The organism is Sulfitobacter sp. 15WGC (assembly GCF_005068605.1).
Taxonomy (GTDB): Bacteria; Pseudomonadota; Alphaproteobacteria; order Rhodobacterales; family Rhodobacteraceae; genus Sulfitobacter; species Sulfitobacter faviae.
Genome location: NZ_SZNL01000032.1, coordinates 1232 through 20247, shown reverse-complemented (window position 1 = coordinate 20247; position 19016 = coordinate 1232). Strand labels below are relative to the sequence as shown.

Annotated in this window: 14 protein-coding genes; 1 reads left to right on the top strand and 13 read right to left on the bottom strand. The window is 60.8% G+C overall.

Annotation, left to right across the window (positions count from 1 at the left end):
- The 4 genes from tuf to rpsL all read right to left on the bottom strand — a co-directional run.
- Nucleotides 1–1048, bottom strand: a 1048-nt coding sequence (gene tuf, locus FCK22_RS17070) for an elongation factor Tu (protein WP_136720683.1), incomplete at its 3' end; no start/stop codon positions are given.
- Between the two features lie 93 nt (nucleotides 1049–1141).
- The gene (gene fusA, locus FCK22_RS17065; RefSeq protein ID WP_067267958.1) at nucleotides 1142–3268 is read right to left on the bottom strand and encodes an elongation factor G; all 2127 of its coding nucleotides are present in this window, start codon (nucleotides 3266–3268) and stop codon (nucleotides 1142–1144) included.
- 65 nt (nucleotides 3269–3333) lie between these two features.
- The gene (rpsG, locus tag FCK22_RS17060) at nucleotides 3334–3804 is read right to left on the bottom strand and encodes a 30S ribosomal protein S7 (protein ID WP_067267956.1); all 471 of its coding nucleotides are present in this window, start codon (nucleotides 3802–3804) and stop codon (nucleotides 3334–3336) included.
- 87 nt (nucleotides 3805–3891) lie between these two features.
- Complete coding sequence (rpsL, locus tag FCK22_RS17055) at nucleotides 3892–4263, bottom strand: 30S ribosomal protein S12 (RefSeq protein WP_007118826.1); 372 nt, start codon at nucleotides 4261–4263, stop codon at nucleotides 3892–3894.
- A gap of 401 nt (nucleotides 4264–4664) precedes the next feature.
- Here rpsL and FCK22_RS17050 point away from each other — a divergent pair, with 401 nt between their 5' ends.
- Complete coding sequence (locus FCK22_RS17050) at nucleotides 4665–5468, top strand: putative rhamnosyl transferase (protein WP_067267954.1); 804 nt, start codon at nucleotides 4665–4667, stop codon at nucleotides 5466–5468.
- Here the strand turns inward: FCK22_RS17050 and FCK22_RS17045 are convergent.
- The 9 genes from FCK22_RS17045 to nusG all read right to left on the bottom strand — a co-directional run bounded on the left by FCK22_RS17045 (nucleotide 5441) and on the right by nusG (nucleotide 18798).
- The gene (locus tag FCK22_RS17045) at nucleotides 5441–6328 is read right to left on the bottom strand and encodes a DMT family transporter (protein ID WP_067267952.1); all 888 of its coding nucleotides are present in this window, start codon (nucleotides 6326–6328) and stop codon (nucleotides 5441–5443) included. The genes FCK22_RS17050 and FCK22_RS17045 overlap by 28 nt on opposite strands.
- Nucleotides 6329–6441: 113 nt before the next feature.
- Nucleotides 6442–6846 carry a response regulator gene (locus FCK22_RS17040; RefSeq protein WP_067267950.1) on the bottom strand — a complete coding sequence of 135 codons (405 nt, stop codon included), beginning with the start codon at nucleotides 6844–6846 and terminating at the stop codon, nucleotides 6442–6444.
- Between the two features lie 188 nt (nucleotides 6847–7034).
- Nucleotides 7035–11285 (bottom strand): DNA-directed RNA polymerase subunit beta', encoded by a 4251-nt coding sequence (gene rpoC / locus FCK22_RS17035; RefSeq protein WP_067267948.1) that lies wholly within the window; start codon nucleotides 11283–11285, stop codon nucleotides 7035–7037.
- A gap of 95 nt (nucleotides 11286–11380) precedes the next feature.
- Nucleotides 11381–15517 carry a DNA-directed RNA polymerase subunit beta gene (gene rpoB / locus FCK22_RS17030; protein WP_067267947.1) on the bottom strand — a complete coding sequence of 1379 codons (4137 nt, stop codon included), beginning with the start codon at nucleotides 15515–15517 and terminating at the stop codon, nucleotides 11381–11383.
- A 243-nt stretch (nucleotides 15518–15760) separates the two neighbouring features.
- Nucleotides 15761–16132 (bottom strand): 50S ribosomal protein L7/L12, encoded by a 372-nt coding sequence (rplL, locus tag FCK22_RS17025; protein WP_067267945.1) that lies wholly within the window; start codon nucleotides 16130–16132, stop codon nucleotides 15761–15763.
- Between the two features lie 74 nt (nucleotides 16133–16206).
- A complete protein-coding gene (rplJ, locus tag FCK22_RS17020) occupies nucleotides 16207–16722 on the bottom strand; it encodes a 50S ribosomal protein L10 (protein WP_067267943.1) in 516 nt (171 codons plus the stop codon).
- 272 nt (nucleotides 16723–16994) lie between these two features.
- Nucleotides 16995–17693, bottom strand: a complete 699-nt coding sequence (gene rplA, locus FCK22_RS17015) for a 50S ribosomal protein L1 (protein ID WP_067267941.1) — start codon at nucleotides 17691–17693, stop codon at nucleotides 16995–16997.
- Between the two features lies 1 nt (nucleotide 17694).
- Nucleotides 17695–18120 (bottom strand): 50S ribosomal protein L11, encoded by a 426-nt coding sequence (gene rplK, locus FCK22_RS17010; RefSeq protein WP_067267940.1) that lies wholly within the window; start codon nucleotides 18118–18120, stop codon nucleotides 17695–17697.
- Between the two features lie 144 nt (nucleotides 18121–18264).
- Nucleotides 18265–18798 carry a transcription termination/antitermination protein NusG gene (gene nusG / locus FCK22_RS17005; RefSeq protein WP_067264099.1) on the bottom strand — a complete coding sequence of 178 codons (534 nt, stop codon included), beginning with the start codon at nucleotides 18796–18798 and terminating at the stop codon, nucleotides 18265–18267.
- Nucleotides 18799–19016 lie beyond the last annotated feature (218 nt).

The window sequence follows — 19016 nt, the reverse complement described above, 5'->3', positions numbered from 1 at the left end:
GCATGACCATCTCGGTGCCTTCTGCCAGCTGAACGGTGCCGGTCACGTCAGTTGTACGGAAGTAGAACTGCGGACGGTAGTTCGCGAAGAACGGCGTGTGACGGCCACCTTCCTCTTTGGTGAGGATGTAGGCTTCGGCTTCGAACTTGGTGTGCGGTGTCACGGAGCCGGGCTTGCAGAGAACCTGACCACGCTCAACGCCGTCACGCTCAACGCCGCGCAGCAGGGCGCCGATGTTGTCGCCCGCTTCACCACGGTCCAGCAGCTTGCGGAACATTTCCACGCCGGTGCAGGTGGTTTTCTTGGTGTCGCGGATGCCGACGATTTCGATTTCGTCGCCAACGTTGATCACGCCACGCTCGACACGGCCGGTCACAACGGTACCACGGCCGGAGATCGAGAAGACGTCTTCGACAGGCATCAGGAAGGGCTGGTCCACGGCACGCTCAGGTGTCGGGATGTAGGCGTCAACTTCGGCCATCAGCTTCTTGATCGACTCTTCACCGATCTCGGGCTTGTTGCCTTCCATCGCCGCCAGAGCGGAACCTGCAACAACGGGGATGTCGTCGCCGGGGTAGTCGTAGGAAGACAGCAGTTCGCGGATTTCCATCTCGACGAGCTCGAGCAGCTCTTCGTCGTCGACCTGGTCAACTTTGTTCATGAAGACGACCATGGCGGGGATGCCAACCTGACGGCCGAGCAGGATGTGCTCGCGGGTCTGGGGCATCGGGCCGTCGGCCGCGTTCACAACCAGGATTGCGCCGTCCATCTGCGCCGCACCGGTGATCATGTTTTTCACATAGTCAGCGTGGCCGGGGCAGTCGACGTGGGCGTAGTGGCGGTTCTCGGTCTCATACTCGACGTGCGCGGTCGAGATGGTGATGCCGCGGGCCTTCTCTTCGGGCGCGCCGTCGATCTGGTCATACGCTTGGAAGTCACCGAAATACTTGGTGATCGCCGCGGTCAGCGTGGTTTTACCGTGGTCAACGTGGCCGATCGTGCCGATGTTGACGTGCGGTTTGGTGCGTTCAAACTTTGCCTTTGCCATGGTGTTGGCTCCTTTTGGTCTTTCTCAATGGTGTATGCGCAGCACACACCTAACGATTTGGGTCGGCGCGCGGTTTCCCACGCGCCGATTTCCTTAAGCGAACTTGGCCTGAATCTCGTCCGAGATGTTCTGCGGCACGGGTTCGTAGTGGTCGAACTGCATGGTGAAGTTCGCACGACCCGACGACATCGAACGCAGGGTGTTGATGTAGCCGAACATGTTGGCCAGCGGCACGAAGGCGTCGATCGCGATGGCGTTGCCGCGCGTATCTTGACCCTGCACCTGACCACGACGGGATGTCAGGTCACCGATGATGCCACCGGTGTATTCTTCCGGGGTCACAACTTCGACCTTCATGATCGGTTCCAGAAGCTTCGCACCGGCTTTCTTCATACCTTCGCGCATCGCCATACGGGCGGCGATCTCGAAGGCCAGAACGCTGGAGTCCACATCGTGGAACTTACCGTCGATCAGGGCGACCTTGAAGTCAATGACCGGGAAGCCCGCCAGCGGACCGGAGTCCAGAACCGACTTGATACCCTTTTCCACGCCCGGGATGTATTCCTTGGGAATGGCACCACCGACGATGCGGCTCTCGAAGGAGTAACCTTCGCCCGGCTCGGTCGGCGTCAGGATCATCTTGACCTCACCGAACTGACCCGAACCACCCGACTGTTTCTTGTGGGTGTAGGTGATTTCGGCCTCTTTCGAGATCGTCTCACGATAAGCAACCTGCGGCGCACCGATGTTCGCCTCAACCTTGAATTCGCGCTTCAGACGGTCGACGAGGATGTCGAGGTGAAGTTCGCCCATGCCCTTCATGATGGTCTGACCGGATTCCAGATCGGTCTCGACGCGGAAGGAGGGGTCCTCGGCGGCCAGACGGGCCAGACCAGCGGACATCTTTTCCTGGTCAGCCTTGGTCTTCGGCTCGACCGCGATCTCGATCACCGGATCGGGGAAGGTCATGGTTTCGAGGACGACCGGATCGTTCTGCGCGCAGAGCGTGTCACCGGTGGTGGTGTCCTTGAGACCCGCCAGCGCGATGATGTCGCCCGCGAAGGCCTCTTCGATTTCCTCGCGGTTGTTGGAGTGCATCATCATCATACGACCGACGCGCTCTTTCTTGCCCTTGGTCGAGTTCAGAAGCGTGTCGCCCTTGCGCAGAACACCCGAGTAGATGCGGGTGAAGGTCAGCGAGCCGACGAAGGGGTCGTTCATGATTTTGAACGCAAGGCCCGAGAACGCCATGTCGTCATCCGCGCGGCGCGGGATGTTGCGGGTCTCGGTCTCGTCGCCCGGCTTGAAGCCCATGTAGTCGACAACGTCCAGCGGGCTGGGCAGATAGTCGATCACAGCGTTCAAGAGCGGCTGAACACCTTTGTTCTTAAAGGCGGAGCCACAGAGAACGGGGATGAATTTGATGGCCAAAGTACCCTTGCGGATCAGGTCGCGCAGGGTGTCGACGTCAGGCTCGGCGCCGTCCATCAGGTAGTTTTCCATCGCCTCGTCGTCCATCTCGACCGCGGTCTCGATGAGCTTGGCACGCCATTCGTCGGCGGTCTCTTTCAGGCTGTCACGGATCTCGCGCTGTTCCCAGGCGGCACCGAGGTCTTCACCGGCCCAGACCCATTCTTTCATGGTCACAAGGTCGACGATGCCTTCCAGTTCGTTCTCTGCGCCGATCGGGATCTGGATCGGAGCAGGCGTGGCGCCGGTGCGGTCCTTGATCATGTGCACGCAGTTAAAGAAGTCCGCGCCGATCTTGTCCATCTTGTTGACGAAGACGATACGCGGCACCTTGTAGCGGTCAGCCTGACGCCACACGGTTTCGGTCTGCGGCTCAACACCGGCGTTGGCGTCGAGAACGGCAACCGCGCCGTCGAGAACGGCCAGCGAACGCTCAACTTCGATGGTGAAGTCAACGTGGCCGGGGGTGTCAATGATGTTCATCCGGAACTTGGTGTCGGATGTCGCATCGGCTGTGGGCTCTTCCTGACGCTGCCAGAAAGTGGTGGTCGCGGCGGAGGTAATGGTGATCCCGCGCTCTTGTTCCTGCTCCATCCAGTCCATGGTTGCGGCGCCGTCATGCACCTCACCAATGTTGTGGCTTTTGCCGGTGTAGAACAGGATGCGTTCGGAACAAGTGGTTTTACCGGCATCGATGTGAGCCATGATGCCGAAGTTGCGGTAGCGTTGGAGCGGATAGTCGCGTGCCATAGGGCTGCTTCCTCGAAAATATCAGTACGAACGGATCGCGCCCGAAACCGGGCGCGACGTTGAGATTACCAGCGGTAGTGGCTGAACGCTTTGTTCGCGTCGGCCATCTTGTGCGTATCTTCGCGCTTTTTAACAGCGGTACCACGGGACTGCACAGCGTCCAGCAGCTCGCCGGCAAGGCGTTCTTCCATGGTGTTTTCGTTACGCGCACGGGCGGCTTTGATCAACCAGCGGATCGCCAGCGCCTGACGACGCTCGGGGCGCACTTCGACCGGCACCTGATAGGTGGCACCACCCACACGGCGCGAGCGGACTTCGACGGAGGGCTGGATGTTTTCCAGCGCTTCGTGGAACACTTCGATCGGCGCGCGCTTGATCTTGTCTTCGACGCGGGTCATCGCGTTGTAAACGATGCGCTCGGCGACAGATTTCTTGCCGTCGATCATCAGGTTGTTCATGAATTTGGTGAGAACCAGATCGCCGTATTTGGCGTCTGGCAGGACTTCGCGTTTTTCAGCGGCGTGGCGGCGTGACATGTCAGTGTCTTCCTCTTGGCGGGTGGCGGGGCGCGGCCCCACCGAACATCGGGTGGATCGGCGGGGGCGGGCCCCACCGGTGCGAGATTACTTCGGACGCTTCGCGCCGTACTTCGAACGACGCTGCTTACGGTCTTTCACGCCCTGCGTATCAAGAACACCGCGCAGGATGTGGTAACGCACACCCGGAAGGTCTTTTACACGACCGCCGCGGATCAGAACCACGGAGTGTTCCTGAAGGTTGTGGCTCTCACCCGGGATGTAGGAGATCACTTCGAACCCGTTGGTCAGGCGCACCTTGGCAACCTTACGCATCGCCGAGTTCGGCTTTTTCGGTGTGGTGGTGTACACGCGTGTGCAGACGCCGCGCTTTTGCGGGCACTCCTGCAGGTGCATGGATTTCGAACGTTTGACTTTCGGCTGCCGCGGCTTGCGGATCAGCTGTTGGATCGTTGGCATTCCGGTTATATCCCCGTATCGCTCAGATTGTGTACACGGGGGATCCCCCATGCGGCTAATTTCGGTTACTTCATGCGTCCACAAAGCAAAATGACCGCAACGTTCCCGTACCGAGGAAAACGACGCGGTGGGTTAACAGAGGATCGGGCCAGTAGTAGGCCGGATCGTGACCACTTCAGTTATGAATTCGGACTGGCAGAGCGGCCTCCACCTCCGAGATAGCGGGCGTATAGAGCGTTGCGCGGGGCCTGTCAACAGGTGGGCCCCGGCGGGGTCGCGGAGGTTTGCCGGGTGATGGCCCGGCGCCTGCGGCCTGGTTCCGGGCCCGGGTGGCACATTCCACCCTTGCCACGCCCCTGCCCCGCTCGCCATAGTCCGGCGAAGGACAGAAGGAAACCTCCATGCAAGCGATCGGCCTTTGCCGCTTTTCCTACCCGGCCTTGGGCGGCTTTCAAGTCGGCCACGAGACCACCGAGGAACGGATCGCCTATCTCTATGACGCGGCCCGGCTCGAAGAACGTTTCCGCCTGCTCGAAACCGTCGCCCTGCCCTGCCTCAAGGCCCAAACCGACCCGGACTTCTCGATCGTCTTCGTCATCGGCGACCAGTTCCCCGAGTGCCACGCCCGACGCCTCGAATCGCTGCTGGCCGATCTGCCGCAGGCGGTTATTCATCGCGAGCCGCCGCGCAATCATCGGGAGGTGATGAAGGAGGTGCTGAACGCCGCGCGGATCAACCCGGCCGAGCCCTGCCTGCAATTCCGCTACGACGACGATGATGCCGTCTCGGTCGACTTCGTCGCCCGGCTGCGCCAGACGGTCGCGCAAAGCGCGGGTCTGCTGAAAGGCCAGCGCTCCGTCGCCTTTGACTGGCCCAAGGGCTACATCGCGGAATTCGGCCCGCAGGGCATCCACGCCGCCGAAGTGTACCGCCCGCTCAACGTCGCGGCACTTGCGATGTATGTGAAGGGCGGCAGCCCGCTCACCATTATGAACTTCGCCCATGAGAAACTGCCGCGCTTCATGCCCTGCGTCAGCCTGCCCGACGCGGCGATGTTCGTGCGCAGCCACAACGGCTCGAACGATTCGCGGCAGGGGTTGGCGCGGCATGTGGAAGTGGCCCCGCTGGATGCCGAAGGCGAAGCGCTGTTTCAGGAGCGTTTCGCTATCGATCAAGCTCAGGTGCGGCGCGTCTTCTCGGGCTGAACCTTCAACTTCCGCTCACGGTAGAGGGTGAAGACCCCCGTGGCCACCACGATCCCCGCGCCGATGAGGGTCAAGGCCCCCGGCCAGTCGCCGAAGACGACCCAGCCCAGCAAGAGCGCCCAAAGCAGGCCTGTGTAGCGAAACGGCGCGATGAAGCCGATATCGCCCACCCGCATCACTTGGATCGAGAAGAAATAGCCGCCTAGCACAAAGACCCCTGAGCCGCCGATCAGCGCCGCGACCGAGGGCGTCACCGGGGCCCAAGGCGCGCTCAGCGACGCCAAACCCGCTGCCGTCATCACCGACAGGGCGGTCACCAAGGTCACGGTCATTGAGGGCACTGCCGGTGACAAGGCGCGGGTCGACAGGTCACGGACCGTTACGCAGAGCACGGCGATCAGAACGTAGATCGACCAGATATTGAACCCTTCTGCCCCCGGCTTGACGATCAGCAGCACGCCGCAGAAACCAATGCCAATGGCGACCAAACGCCGCCAGCCTACGGCCTGCCGGAACACCAGCGCTGCCGCGAGCGTCACCGAAAGCGGCACGACTTGAAGGATGGCGGTCACATTCGCCAAGGGCATGTTGAACAACGCGGTGAGAAAGAAATACGCCGCCGCGATCTCGGCCACCGAGCGCAGGCCGATGACCTTCCAGTCCCGCGCTTGAAGCCGAAAGTCGATCCGGCCAAGCTGCCGACTAAGGGCCAAGATCAGCACCGAAGTCGTCACCCCGCGCAGGAACAACAGCTGAAACAGGGGCAGCGCCCCGTCGGTCATTTTGAGCAGCGTGTCGTTAAACGTGAAACAGGCCATCGAGGCGATCATCAGCAGCGCGCCGATGGTATTGGGGGACATGAAAGCGCTCCGGGAAAAATGGTGCGGCTTATATCACTGCCGCCCCCGAATGACTGGCAGCGGCTACGGGGGCTGTCAAGAACGGCGGCCCGCGCCGCCCAGACTGGCGCGCTCTACTGGTTCGAAGCCTGCGCCACCGGCTGCTGCTGGCTGGCCAGAAGATTGCGCACCGTGCTGCGCAGCAACCCCGGCTCGACCGGCTTTTGCATCACCGTGGCCGCCAGATCGCGGAAGGCGTCATAGACCTCAAGATCGCGGGTGCGCCCGCTGAGAAAGATGATCGGCGTCCCGGCAATGGCCGGATTCTCGCCAAACCGATGGGCCAGCTCCAACCCGCCCATATCCGGCATGGAGATATCGCTGATGATCAGGTCGGGCTTGAGATCATCGACCACCGCCAGCGCATCGCGGGCGTTCAGACAGGAGACAAAGCTCAGCGACCTGTCGTCGGAAAAGATCATCTTGACCAGTTCCAGAACGATCGGGTCGTCGTCGATATGTAGAATGCGGGACGTCATCAAAGCACCTTACGACGGTTAAGCTTTTGCAAACCTATTCGGACTATGTGGCGGATATAAGGCTTTGGCCTCAGAAATCAGCCCCCCCCCCCCCCGGGGCGGTGTCTGGCCGCGGCATTTGCCCACCCTATAAAAAAGCCCCCGCAGCGTCACTGCGGGGGCTTTTGTTTTTCAATAAGGTGCTGCGATCAATCGCGGCTCTCGTCGTCACCGACCGGCGTGTTGAACACATCGCCACCGACGATGTCGTCCTCCACAGAAGCTTCCGGGGCGGCCAGACGGGCGGCGGCTTCGGCCTCTTCGCGGCGGGCTTCGATCACGACATTGTCGCGGTCTGTCGCCACTTTGCGCATCGCCTGCGTCGCGCCACCGGTCCCGGCGGGGATCAGACGGCCCACGATGACGTTCTCTTTCAGACCGACCAGCTTGTCCCGCTTGCCCTGAACCGAGGCTTCGGTCAGCACGCGCGTGGTTTCTTGGAACGAGGCCGCCGAGATGAAGCTGCGGGTTTGCAGCGACGCCTTGGTGATGCCCAAGAGGATCGGTTCGCCCTTGGCGGGGCGGCCCCCCTTCTTGAGCGCCTTCTCGTTGGCCTGATCGAACTCCTGCTTGTCGACGTGTTCACCCTTCAGCAGCGTGGTGTCGCCGCTTTCTTGGATTTCCCACTTCTGCAGCATCTGACGGACGATGACTTCGATGTGTTTGTCGTTAATCTTCACACCCTGCAGGCGGTAAACGTCCTGCACCTCGTCAATCATATACTCGGCCAAGGCCTCGACACCCATGATCGCGAGGATGTCGTGCGGCGCGGGGTTGCCATCCATGATGTAGTCGCCCTTCTGCACGAAGTCGCCTTCGGCCACGGGGATGTGTTTCCCCTTGGGCACCATGTATTCAACCTTCACGTCCGGATCATCCGCGCTTTCGATCGCGATGCGACGCTTGTTCTTGTAGTCCTTGCCGAAGCGGACGTAGCCGTTGATTTCCGCGATGATGGCGTGATCCTTGGGGCGACGCGCCTCAAAGAGTTCGGCCACACGCGGCAGACCACCGGTAATGTCCTTGGTCTTGGCACCTTCACGCGGAATACGCGCGATGATGTCACCGGCCTGAACCTGCGTCTGGTCTTCGACAGAGAGAACAGCGTCCACCGACATCGGATAGGTCACCGGGTTGCCCGCATCGTTGCGGACCGGTTCGCCATCTTCACCCACCAAGATGATCTCGGGCTTGAGCTCGTTGCCCTTGGGGGCCGCGCGCCAGTCGATCACGATCTTCTGGGTCATGCCGGTGGCTTCGTCGGTGTCTTCCTTGACCGCGATGCCCGACACCAGGTCGACGTATTTGGTCGTACCGGGTTTCTCGGCAATGATCGGCAGGGTGTAAGGGTCCCATTCGAACAGCTTGTCACCGCGCGCTACGTCGTCGCCTTCTTTGACGTGCAGCTTGGTGCCGTAGCCGATCTTGTGGCTGGCCCGCTCCTCGCCATTCTCATCGACGATCAACAGCTTCATGTTCCGGCCCATGACGAGGACTTCACCGGCGCTGTTTTCAAGCGTCTGCGCGTTCTCGAAAGCGACCTTGCCCGACTGGCTGGCCTCAAGGAAGGACTGCTGACCACCCTGCGCAACACCGCCAATGTGGAAGGTCCGCATCGTCAGCTGTGTACCGGGTTCACCAATCGACTGGGCCGCGATGATGCCGACGGCCTCACCTTGGTTGACCAGCGTGCCGCGCGCGAGGTCACGGCCATAGCACATGGCGCAGACGCCCTCTTCGGCATCACAGGTCAGCGGGCTGCGGATCCGTGCGGACTGCACGCCGGCCTCGTCGATGGCATCCGACATGCGCTCGTCGATCAGCGTGCCTGCAGGCACCAGAACATCCTCGGTGCCGGGCACCAGAATGTCATCCGCCGCAACACGGCCCAGCAGACGCTCGGCCAGCGAGGAGACAACCTCACCATCGTTGACAGCCGCTTCGGCGGTGATTGCGGTTTCGGTGCCGCAGTCATGCTCGCGCACGATGCAGTCCTGCGCCACGTCCACCAGTCGGCGTGTCAGGTAACCGGAGTTCGCTGTTTTCAGAGCGGTATCCGACAGACCTTTCCGCGCACCGTGGGTCGAGTTGAAGTACTCGAGAACGGTCAGACCTTCTTTAAAGTTCGAGATGATCGGCGTCTCGATGATGTCGCCATTCGGCTTCGCCATCAGGCCGCGCATCCCGCCCAGCTGTTTCATCTGCGTGACCGAGCCACGGGCACCGGAGTGGGCCATCATGTAGACCGAGTTCGGCTCTTTCTCGGAACCGTTCTCATGGTGGGTCACGGCGGAGATGGAGCCCATCATCGCCTCGGTCACCTTGTCGTTACACTTCGACCATGCATCGACGACTTTGTTGTACTTTTCGCCCTGAGTGATCAGGCCGTCCATATACTGCTGTTCAAAGTCCTTCACCTGCTCGCGGGTTTCTTCAACCAGCGGCCATTTGGTGTCGGGGATCAGCATGTCGTCTTTGCCGAAGGAGATGCCCGCTTTGAAAGCTTCGCGGAAACCCATGGTCATGATCTGGTCACAGAAGATGACCGACTCTTTCTGACCGCAGTAACGGTAGACGGTGTCGATGACCTGCTGCACTTCTTTCTTGCGCAGCAGACGGTTGACCAGATCGAAGGGTGCTTTGGCGTTCAGCGGCAGAAGCGCACCAAGACGGATACGACCGGGGGTCGTGTCAAAGCGCATCATCACTTCGTTGCCTTCAGCGTCGATCTGTTTGATCCGCGCCTTGATCTTCGAGTGCAGGTGAACCGCACCGGCGTCGAGGGCGTGCTGCACCTCGTCGACGGAGCCGAAGACCATGCCTTCGCCAACCATCCCTTCACGCTCAAGGGTCGTGTAGTAGAGACCCAAGATCATATCCTGCGACGGTACGATGATCGGCGCGCCGTTTGCAGGCGACAGAACGTTGTTCGTGGACATCATCAGAACACGCGCTTCCAGCTGGGCTTCCAGCGAAAGCGGAACGTGAACAGCCATCTGGTCGCCGTCGAAGTCGGCGTTGAAGGCCGAGCAGACCAGCGGGTGCAGCTGGATCGCCTTGCCTTCGATCAGGACGGGTTCAAACGCCTGAATGCCAAGACGGTGCAGCGTCGGCGCGCGGTTGAGCATGACGGGGTGTTCACGGATCACCTCATCAAGAATGTCCCAAACCTCGGGGCGCTCCTTCTCGACCAGCTTCTTGGCCTGCTTCACGGTGGAGGACAGACCTTTGGCCTCGAGCCGCGAGTAGATGAACGGCTTGAACAATTCGAGCGCCATCTTCTTGGGCAGACCACATTGGTGCAGCTTCAACTCCGGGCCGGTCACAATGACCGAACGACCTGAGAAGTCGACGCGCTTACCCAAAAGGTTCTGACGGAAGCGGCCCTGCTTGCCTTTCAGCATGTCCGACAGCGACTTCAGCGGGCGCTTGTTGGCACCGGTGATGACGCGGCCACGGCGGCCGTTGTCGAAGAGTGCGTCGACCGATTCCTGCAGCATCCGCTTTTCGTTGCGCACGATGATGTCGGGCGCACGCAGCTCGATCAGGCGCTTCAAACGGTTGTTCCGGTTGATCACGCGGCGGTACAGGTCATTGAGGTCCGACGTCGCGAAGCGGCCACCGTCCAGCGGCACCAGCGGGCGCAGCTCGGGCGGGATCACCGGGATCACGGTCATGACCATCCACTCCGGACGGTTGCCGGATTCAAGAAAGCTCTCGACCACTTTCAGACGCTTAATAATCTTCTTGGGCTTCAGCTCGCCTGTCGCCTCTTTCAGATCGGCGCGCAGGTTCTCGGCTTCGGCTTCAAGGTCGATCGCCGCCAGCATTTCGCGGATCGCTTCGGCGCCGATGTTGGCGGTGAAAGCGTCCATGCCATAGGCGTCTTGCGCGTCCATGTATTCTTCTTCGGTCATCATCTGACCGTATTGAAGATCGGTGAGGCCCGGCTCGATCACGACGTAGTTTTCGAAGTAGAGCACGCGCTCCAGATCGCGCAGAGTCATGTCCAGCATCAGGCCGATGCGCGAGGGCAGCGACTTGAGGAACCAGATGTGCGCCACCGGCGAGGCCAGTTCGATGTGGCCCATACGCTCACGGCGGACCTTTTGCAGCGTGACTTCCACACCGCATTTCTCGCAGACGACGCCGCGATACTTCATGCGCTTATATTTGCCGCAGAGGCATTCGTAGTCTTTGATCGGGCCAAAGATACGCGCGCAGAACAGGCCGTCACGCTCGGGCTTGAACGTACGGTAGTTGATGGTTTCCGGCTTCTTGATCTCACCGAAGGACCAGCTCAGGATCCGCTCGGGCGAGGCCAAAGAGACCTTGATCTCGTCAAACGCTTTTTGCGGCGTCAGCGGGTTGAACGGGTTGTTTGTCAGTTCCTGGTTCATTTTCAAATCCTTGAAAGGGGTGCGTTAGGAGGGGACGGCCCCGTTTTCTTTCAAAGAAAACGGGGCGGAATTTTTGAAAAATTCCGTTTACCGCCTCACTCATCCTCCTCCGCATCCAGGAGTTCCATATTCAGGCCGAGGCCGCGCACTTCCTTGACGAGAACGTTAAAGCTCTCCGGAATGCCCGCTTCGAAGTTATCCTCGCCCTTGACGATGCTTTCATAGACCTTGGTCCGGCCCGCGACGTCGTCCGACTTGACGGTCAGCATTTCCTGCAGGGTGTAGGCGGCGCCATAGGCTTCCAGAGCCCAGACCTCCATCTCCCCGAAGCGCTGGCCACCAAACTGCGCCTTACCACCCAGCGGCTGCTGTGTGACGAGGGAGTACGGCCCGGTCGAACGCGCGTGGATCTTGTCATCCACCAGGTGGTGCAGCTTCAGCAGGTACTTGACGCCAACGGTCACGGGGCGCGCGAACTGCTCGCCTGTCCGACCATCGAAGAGCACCGACTGACCGGAGGTGTCGAACCCGGCCCGCTTGAGGCTGTCGTTCACATCCGCTTCCTTGGCGCCGTCGAAGACCGGTGTGGCGATCGGCACGCCGCGGCGTACGTTGTCGGCCGCTTCCAGAAGCGTGTCCTCGTCCATGCCGGTGATGCCCTCTTCGTAGACATCCTCGCCATAGGCCAGCTGCATCGCTTCACGCACCGGCGTCAGGTCGCCCGAGCGGCGGTATTCCTGCAGCGCCTCATCGACGTTCAGGCCCAGACCGCGTGCGGCCCAACCCATATGCGTCTCGAGGATCTGACCGACGTTCATACGCGATGGCACGCCGAGCGGGTTGAGGCAGAAGTCGACCGGGGTACCATCGGCGAGGAACGGCATGTCCTCCATCGGCACCACTTTCGAAATTACACCCTTGTTCCCGTGACGACCGGCCATCTTGTCGCCAGGCTGCAGCTTGCGCTTCACCGCCACGAAGACCTTGACCATCTTCATCACGCCCGGCGGCAGGTCGTCGCCACGGCGGACCTTCTCGACCTTGTCCTCGAAACGTGCATCCAAGGTCCGTTTCTGGATCTCGTACTGCTCGTTCAGGGCTTCGACGATCTTCGCGTCATCCTCGTCCTCGAGGGCCAGCTGCCACCACTGACCGCGGGTCAGGGTTTCCAGCAGTTCCTCGGTGATCTGGCTGTTCGCCTTCACGCCTTTCGGGCCTTTCACGGCAACCTTGCCGAGGATCATGTCCTTGAGACGCGCGTAGATGTTGCGGTCGAGGATCGCCAGCTCGTCGTCCCGGTCACGGGCCAGACGTTCGACTTCCTCACGCTCGATCTGCAGCGCACGTTCGTCTTTCTCGACGCCGTGACGGTTGAAGACGCGGACTTCGACAACGGTGCCGAAGTCGCCCGGCTTCACCCGCAGCGAGGTGTCGCGCACGTCCGAAGCTTTCTCACCGAAGATGGCGCGCAGAAGCTTCTCTTCCGGCGTCATCGGGCTTTCGCCCTTCGGGGTGATCTTGCCGACGAGGATGTCGCCCGGCTCCACGTCCGCACCGATGTAGACGATGCCTGCTTCGTCGAGGTTGCGCAGGGCTTCCTCGCCGACATTGGGGATGTCGCGGGTGATCTCTTCCGGCCCGAGCTTCGTGTCACGCGCGGCGACTTCGAATTCCTCGATGTGGATCGAGGTGAAGACGTCGTCACGGGAGATCCGCTCGGAGATCAGGATGGAGTCTTCGTAGTTGTAGCCATTCCACGGCATGAAGGCGACGACGACGTTCTTGCCGAGCGCCAGTTCCCCCATGTCGGTCGACGGACCATCGGCGATGACCTGACCCTTCGTGACCTTCTCGCCCACTTTCACCAGCGGACGCTGGTTGATGCAGGTGTTCTGGTTCGAGCGCTGGAACTTGCGCATGCGGTAGATGTCCACACCCGCGTCGCCCAGTTCCAGATCCTCGGTGGCCCGGATCACGATACGCGACGCATCGACCTGGTCGATGATACCCGCGCGACGTGCCGTGTAGGCCGCCCCGGAATCGCGTGCCACGACTTCTTCGATGCCGGTGCCGACGAGCGGCGCTTCGGCTTGCAGAAGCGGTACGGCCTGACGTTGCATGTTCGAGCCCATGAGAGCGCGGTTGGCGTCGTCGTTCTCGAGGAACGGGATCAGCGAGGCGGCGACCGAGACCAACTGCTTCGGGCTGACGTCGATCAGGTCCACGTTCTCGGTCGGTGCCAGCGTGTAGTCGCCGGACTGACGGGTCGAGACCATCTCGTTCACGAACTTCATGTCGTCGTCGAGGTTGGCGTTCGCCTGCGCAACGGTGTGGCGCATTTCCTCGGTCGCGGACATGTAGTGCACCTCGTCGGTGACCTTGCTGTCCTTCACGACGCGGTAAGGCGTTTCGATGAAGCCGTATTTGTTCACGCGGGCAAAGGTGGCCAGCGAGTTGATCAGGCCGATGTTCGGACCTTCCGGCGTTTCAATCGGGCACATCCGGCCATAGTGGGTCGGGTGCACGTCGCGCACCTCGAAGCCGGCACGCTCGCGGGTCAGACCGCCCGGCCCAAGCGCCGAAAGACGACGCTTGTGCGTCACTTCCGACAGCGGGTTGGTTTGGTCCATGAACTGCGACAGCTGCGAGGAGCCGAAGAATTCACGCACCGCAGCCGCGGCGGGCTTGGCGTTGATCAGGTCCTGCGGCATCACGGTGTCGATCTCGACCGAGGACATCCGCTCTTTGATCGCGCGCTCCATGCGCAGCAGGCCGACGCGGTACTGGTTTTCCATCAGCTCGCCGACCGAACGCACACGGCGGTTGCCGAGGTGGTCGATGTCATCGATGTCGCCACGGCCGTCGCGCAGGTCCACCAGCGCCTTGATGCAGGCGACGATGTCGTCACGGTCCAGCGTGCGCTGCGTGTCGGGCTTGTCGAGCGCCAGACGCATGTTCATCTTCACGCGGCCCACGGCCGAGAGGTCGTAACGCTCGCTATCGAAGAACAGCGTGTCGAAGAGCGCGGAGGCGGCCTCGACGGTGGGCGGCTCGCCCGGGCGCATGACGCGGTAGATGTCCATGAGCGCGGTGTCGCGGTTCATGTTCTTGTCCATCGCCATGGTGTTGCGCATGTAGGGGCCGACGTTGACGTTGTCGATGTCCAGCAGCGGAATCTCGGTGATGCCCGCGTCGATCAGCTCCTTCGCGGTGCCGCCGATCAGCGTGCCGTCTTTGTCGTATTCCAGCGTCAGCTCGTCACCGGCCTCGACGTAGATCGCACCGGTTTCCTCGTTGATGATGTCACGCGCGACGAACTTGCCGACGATGTGGTCGAACGGCAGCAGCAGTTCCTTGACCTTGCCTTCGTCGAGCAGCTTCTTGACGGCACGGGGGGTGACCTTCTTGCCGGCCTCGAAGAGGATCTCGCCGGTGTTGGCGTCGATCAGATCGTAGGTCGGACGGGTGCCGCGCACGCGGTCGGGGAAGAAGGGCGCAACCCAACCCTTGTTCTTCTCCAGCTTGAAGGTGATCGTGTCGTAATAGGCATTCATGATGCCTTCTTGGTCCAGCCCCAGGGCATAGAGCAGGGTCGTTACCGGCAGCTTGCGGCGACGGTCGATGCGGGCATAGACGATGTCCTTGGCGTCGAACTCGAAGTCCAGCCAGGAGCCGCGGTAGGGGATAATGCGGCAGGCGAAGAGCAGCTTGCCCGAGGAGTGGGTCTTGCCCTTGTCGTGGTCGAAGAACACGCCCGGGGAGCGGTGCATCTGGGAGACGATCACACGCTCGGTGCCGTTGACGACAAAGGTGCCGTTCGGGGTCATCAGGGGCATGTCGCCCATGAAGACGTCCTGCTCTTTGATGTCCTTGACGGACTTCGCACCAGTGTCCTCGTCCACATCGAACACGATGAGGCGCAGGGTCACTTTCAGCGGCGCGCTATAGGTCATGTCGCGCTGCTGGCATTCCTCAACGTCGTACTTGGGCTTTTCCAGCTCGTACTTGACGTATTCGAGTACCGAAGTCTCGTTAAAGTCCTTGATCGGGAAGACCGACTGGAAAACGCCCGTGATCCCCTCACCATCGGTGGGGGTCTCGGCGTCGCCGGAATTCAGGAACAAATCATAGGAGGATTTCTGAACCTCGATGAGGTTCGGCATCTCCAGCACTTCGCGGATCTTGCCGTAATATTTACGCAGACGTTTCTGGCCAAGGAAGGATTGTGCCATGTGTCGTGTCACCTTTCGTGTCTCTCGCCGAGCGCATCAACCACCGGGGCCGTGGTGCGCGCCCATAAGAGCGGAAAATCCGGGTCAATTCTTGGAATGCGTCCCACTGCACCCCTTCCGACCTTGGACCTCTCCAGAGAAATGCTCCCGCAGGGAACATTCGTCAAAACAGGTCAGGCTGGACAGGAAAATTCCCGTCCAGCCCTTGTTCATGCGTGGTGCGTGAGGACACGCACCTCTGGCTTAGGCCAGCTCGACTTCGGCGCCAGCTGCTTCCAGCTTGCCTTTGATGTCTTCGGCTTCGGCTTTGTCGACGCCTTCTTTGATCTTGCCACCGGCTTCGACCAGGTCTTTGGCTTCTTTCAGGCCGAGACCTGTGATGCCGCGGACTTCCTTGATCACGTTGATCTTGGATGCGCCGGCGTTCTTCAGAACGACGTCGAATTCGGTCTTTTCTTCTTCGGCAGCGCCGCCTTCAGCAGGGCCGGCCATCATCACTGCGCCGCCAGCGGCGGGCTCGATGCCGTACTCGTCTTTCAGGATGGTTTTCAGTTCTTGTGCTTCAAGCAGGGTCAGACCAACGATGTCTTCTGCCAGTTTTTTCAGATCAGCCATGTTTAGCTCTTTCCGTTACGATATGTGTGTTCCAACGCGCGTGTTCAACCCGTGCGCCAGTTTGACGATTTGCCTTACGCAGCCGCCTTGTCCTCGATGGTGGACAAGATGGATGCGATGTTGCTTGCAGGTGCGCCAATGGCCCCGGCGATGTTCGAAGCAGGTGCGCCGAGCATGCCCGCGATGGAGGAGATAAGCTCCTCGCGCGACGGCATTTTCGACACGGCTTCGACACCGGCGGCGTCCAACGCGTTCTCACCCATTGCGCCGCCGAGGATAACAAGCTTGCTGTTTTCCTTGGCGAACTCCTGAGCAACCTTGGCCGCGGCCACAGGATCCTCAGAGTAGGTCAGAACGGTCATACCCGTCAGAAGGTCAGCAATGCTTTCGCATGGCTTGCCCTCAAGGGCGATCTTGGCGAGCCTGTTTTTGGCAACACGCACGGCCCCGCCGGCTGCGCGTGCGCGCGCCCGAAGGTCCTGCATTTCGGCAACTGTCAAACCGACGTAGTGGCTAACCACAACGACGCCAGAGCTTTCAAAGATTTGGCCGAGTTCGTCGACCAACTGTTCTTTTTGTGCTCTATCCACAGTTTCACTCCAAATTTGGGGGTTGCCCCCCGGCTCAGTTCAGGATGCGGTCTTCTGCACCCCATTCGGGTCCAATGTCAGGGTCCCGGCCAAAACCGCCCGAAGGCAGGAATTTCCGGTTTCCCATCTCAGGAAGGAATTATTCAGGCCAAAGCCCAAACCCTCCGTCTCGGACAGACGCGCGGACCGATCTTCTGGTCCTTGCGTATCTGGCGACCGAAGCCGCCAAATCTCGGGTCGTAAGGTGGGAGGCTGGCCCCCACCCCACGGGATCACTCGGCAGTCGCGTTCTCGACAGCGACCGACACGCCCGGGCCCATTGTGGAGCTCAGGTTGATCTTTTTCATGTAGGTGCCTTTGGCACCCGCCGGCTTGGCTTTGGACACGGCGCCGACGAAGGCACGGATGTTCTCAACCAGCTTGGCTTCGTCGAAGGACAGTTTGCCAACGCCTGCGTGGACGACACCGCCCTTTTCGGCTTTGAACTGCACTTCACCACCCTTGGCCGCTTTCACGGCGTCGGCGACGTCCATGGTCACGGTGCCAACCTTGGGGTTCGGCATCAGGTTGCGCGGGCCGAGCACTTTACCCAGACGGCCAACGATCGGCATCATGTCAGGTGTCGCGATGCAACGATCAAAGTCGATCTTGCCGGACTGCACGGTTTCCATCAGGTCTTCTGCGCCAACGATATCTGCGCCCGCCTTTTCGGCTTCTTCAGCTTTCGCGCCACGGGCGAAGACGGCAACGCGCATGGTTTTGCCGGTGCCGTTGGGCAGGCCGACAACACCACGGACCATCTGGTCCGCGTGACGCGGGTCAACACCGAGGTTCATCGCGATCTCGATGGTCTCGTCGAACTTCGCGCTGGCGTTCGATTTGATGAGGCTTACCGCTTCTTCAACGGTGATCTCTTCTTTGCCAGCAAAAGCTTCACGGGCGGCGCGGGTGCGTTTTCCAATTTTAGCCATCTTACTTCACCTCGATGCCCATGGACTTCGCGGAGCCCAGGATGATTTTCATCGCCGCTTCCACGTCGTTCGCGGACAGGTCGGCGGCTTTTGCTTCTGCGATCTCGCGCAGCTGCTTGGTGGTCACGGTGCCGACAGTCTCGCGGCTCGGCGTTTTCGCGCCGGAGTTCACCTTGGCAGCTTTCTTCAGGTAGTAGGACGCCGGGGGCGTCTTGATGTCCATGGTGAAGGACTTGTCCTGATAGTAGCTGATCACGGTGGGGCACGGTGCGCCCGGCTCCATGTCTGCGGTCTTGGCGTTGAACGCCTTGCAGAATTCCATGATGTTGATGCCGCGCTGACCGAGGGCGGGACCCACGGGCGGGGACGGGTTTGCTTGACCCGCTTTAACTTGCAACTTCATCGTACCGACGAGTTTCTTGGCCATTGGCCTTCTCCTTTCAACACCCTTGGGGCGCGCCCCGCGGGTTCTTCGTTGCGTGGTCCGGGCCTAGGCGCCGCGGCGCCTGTCCCTCCCACAATGACCGGCGCCCTCAGGTGCCGGGATGGCGAGGCAAACCCCGCCGCACACTCAGACCTGTTTGTTGACCTGAGTGAATTCCAATTCGACCGGGGTCTCCCGGCCAAAGATCGAGACCGAAACCTTGAGACGCTGGTTCTCGTCGTCGACCTCTTCGATCATGCCGTCGAAATCCTCAAACGGACCATCGGCGACTTTGACTTTCTCACCGACCTCGAAGTGGATCAGCGTGCGCGGCGCTTCTTCGCCTTCCTGCACGCGACCCAGGATCGCCTGAACCTCGGCATCGCGCATCGGCATCGGGCGGCCCTGCGGGCCAAGGAACCCGGTGACGCGGTTGATCGAGTTGATCAGGTGGTAGCCCGCGTCGGACATTTCCATATGCACCAGCACATAGCCGGGCATGAAGCGACGCTCGGTTGTCACCTTCTTGCCGCGCCGGACCTCGATCACCTCTTCGGTGGGCACCAGCACTTCGTCGATCTGGTCTTCAAGTTCCTGCTCGGCCACGGACGCGCGAATCTGCTCGGCGATCTTCTTTTCGAAGTTCGACAGGACACTGACCGAATACCACCGTTTTGCCATCTGAACTCTGGTCCCTGTCTTGCCATGCGGGCTGCCCCGGCATGAAATTCGTCAATCAACACGGGGGCTAAGCCCCGCAACATCTGAACAAAAAAATCGGCGCGCAACTCGAATCGCCGCACGCCCTTTTCAGGTCAGGTCTGCGCAATAGCCCGCGCAGACGCAGGTTTCAAGGGTGTAAAGATAAAATCACCCATGCGGGCGGTGCTCAGCCGAAC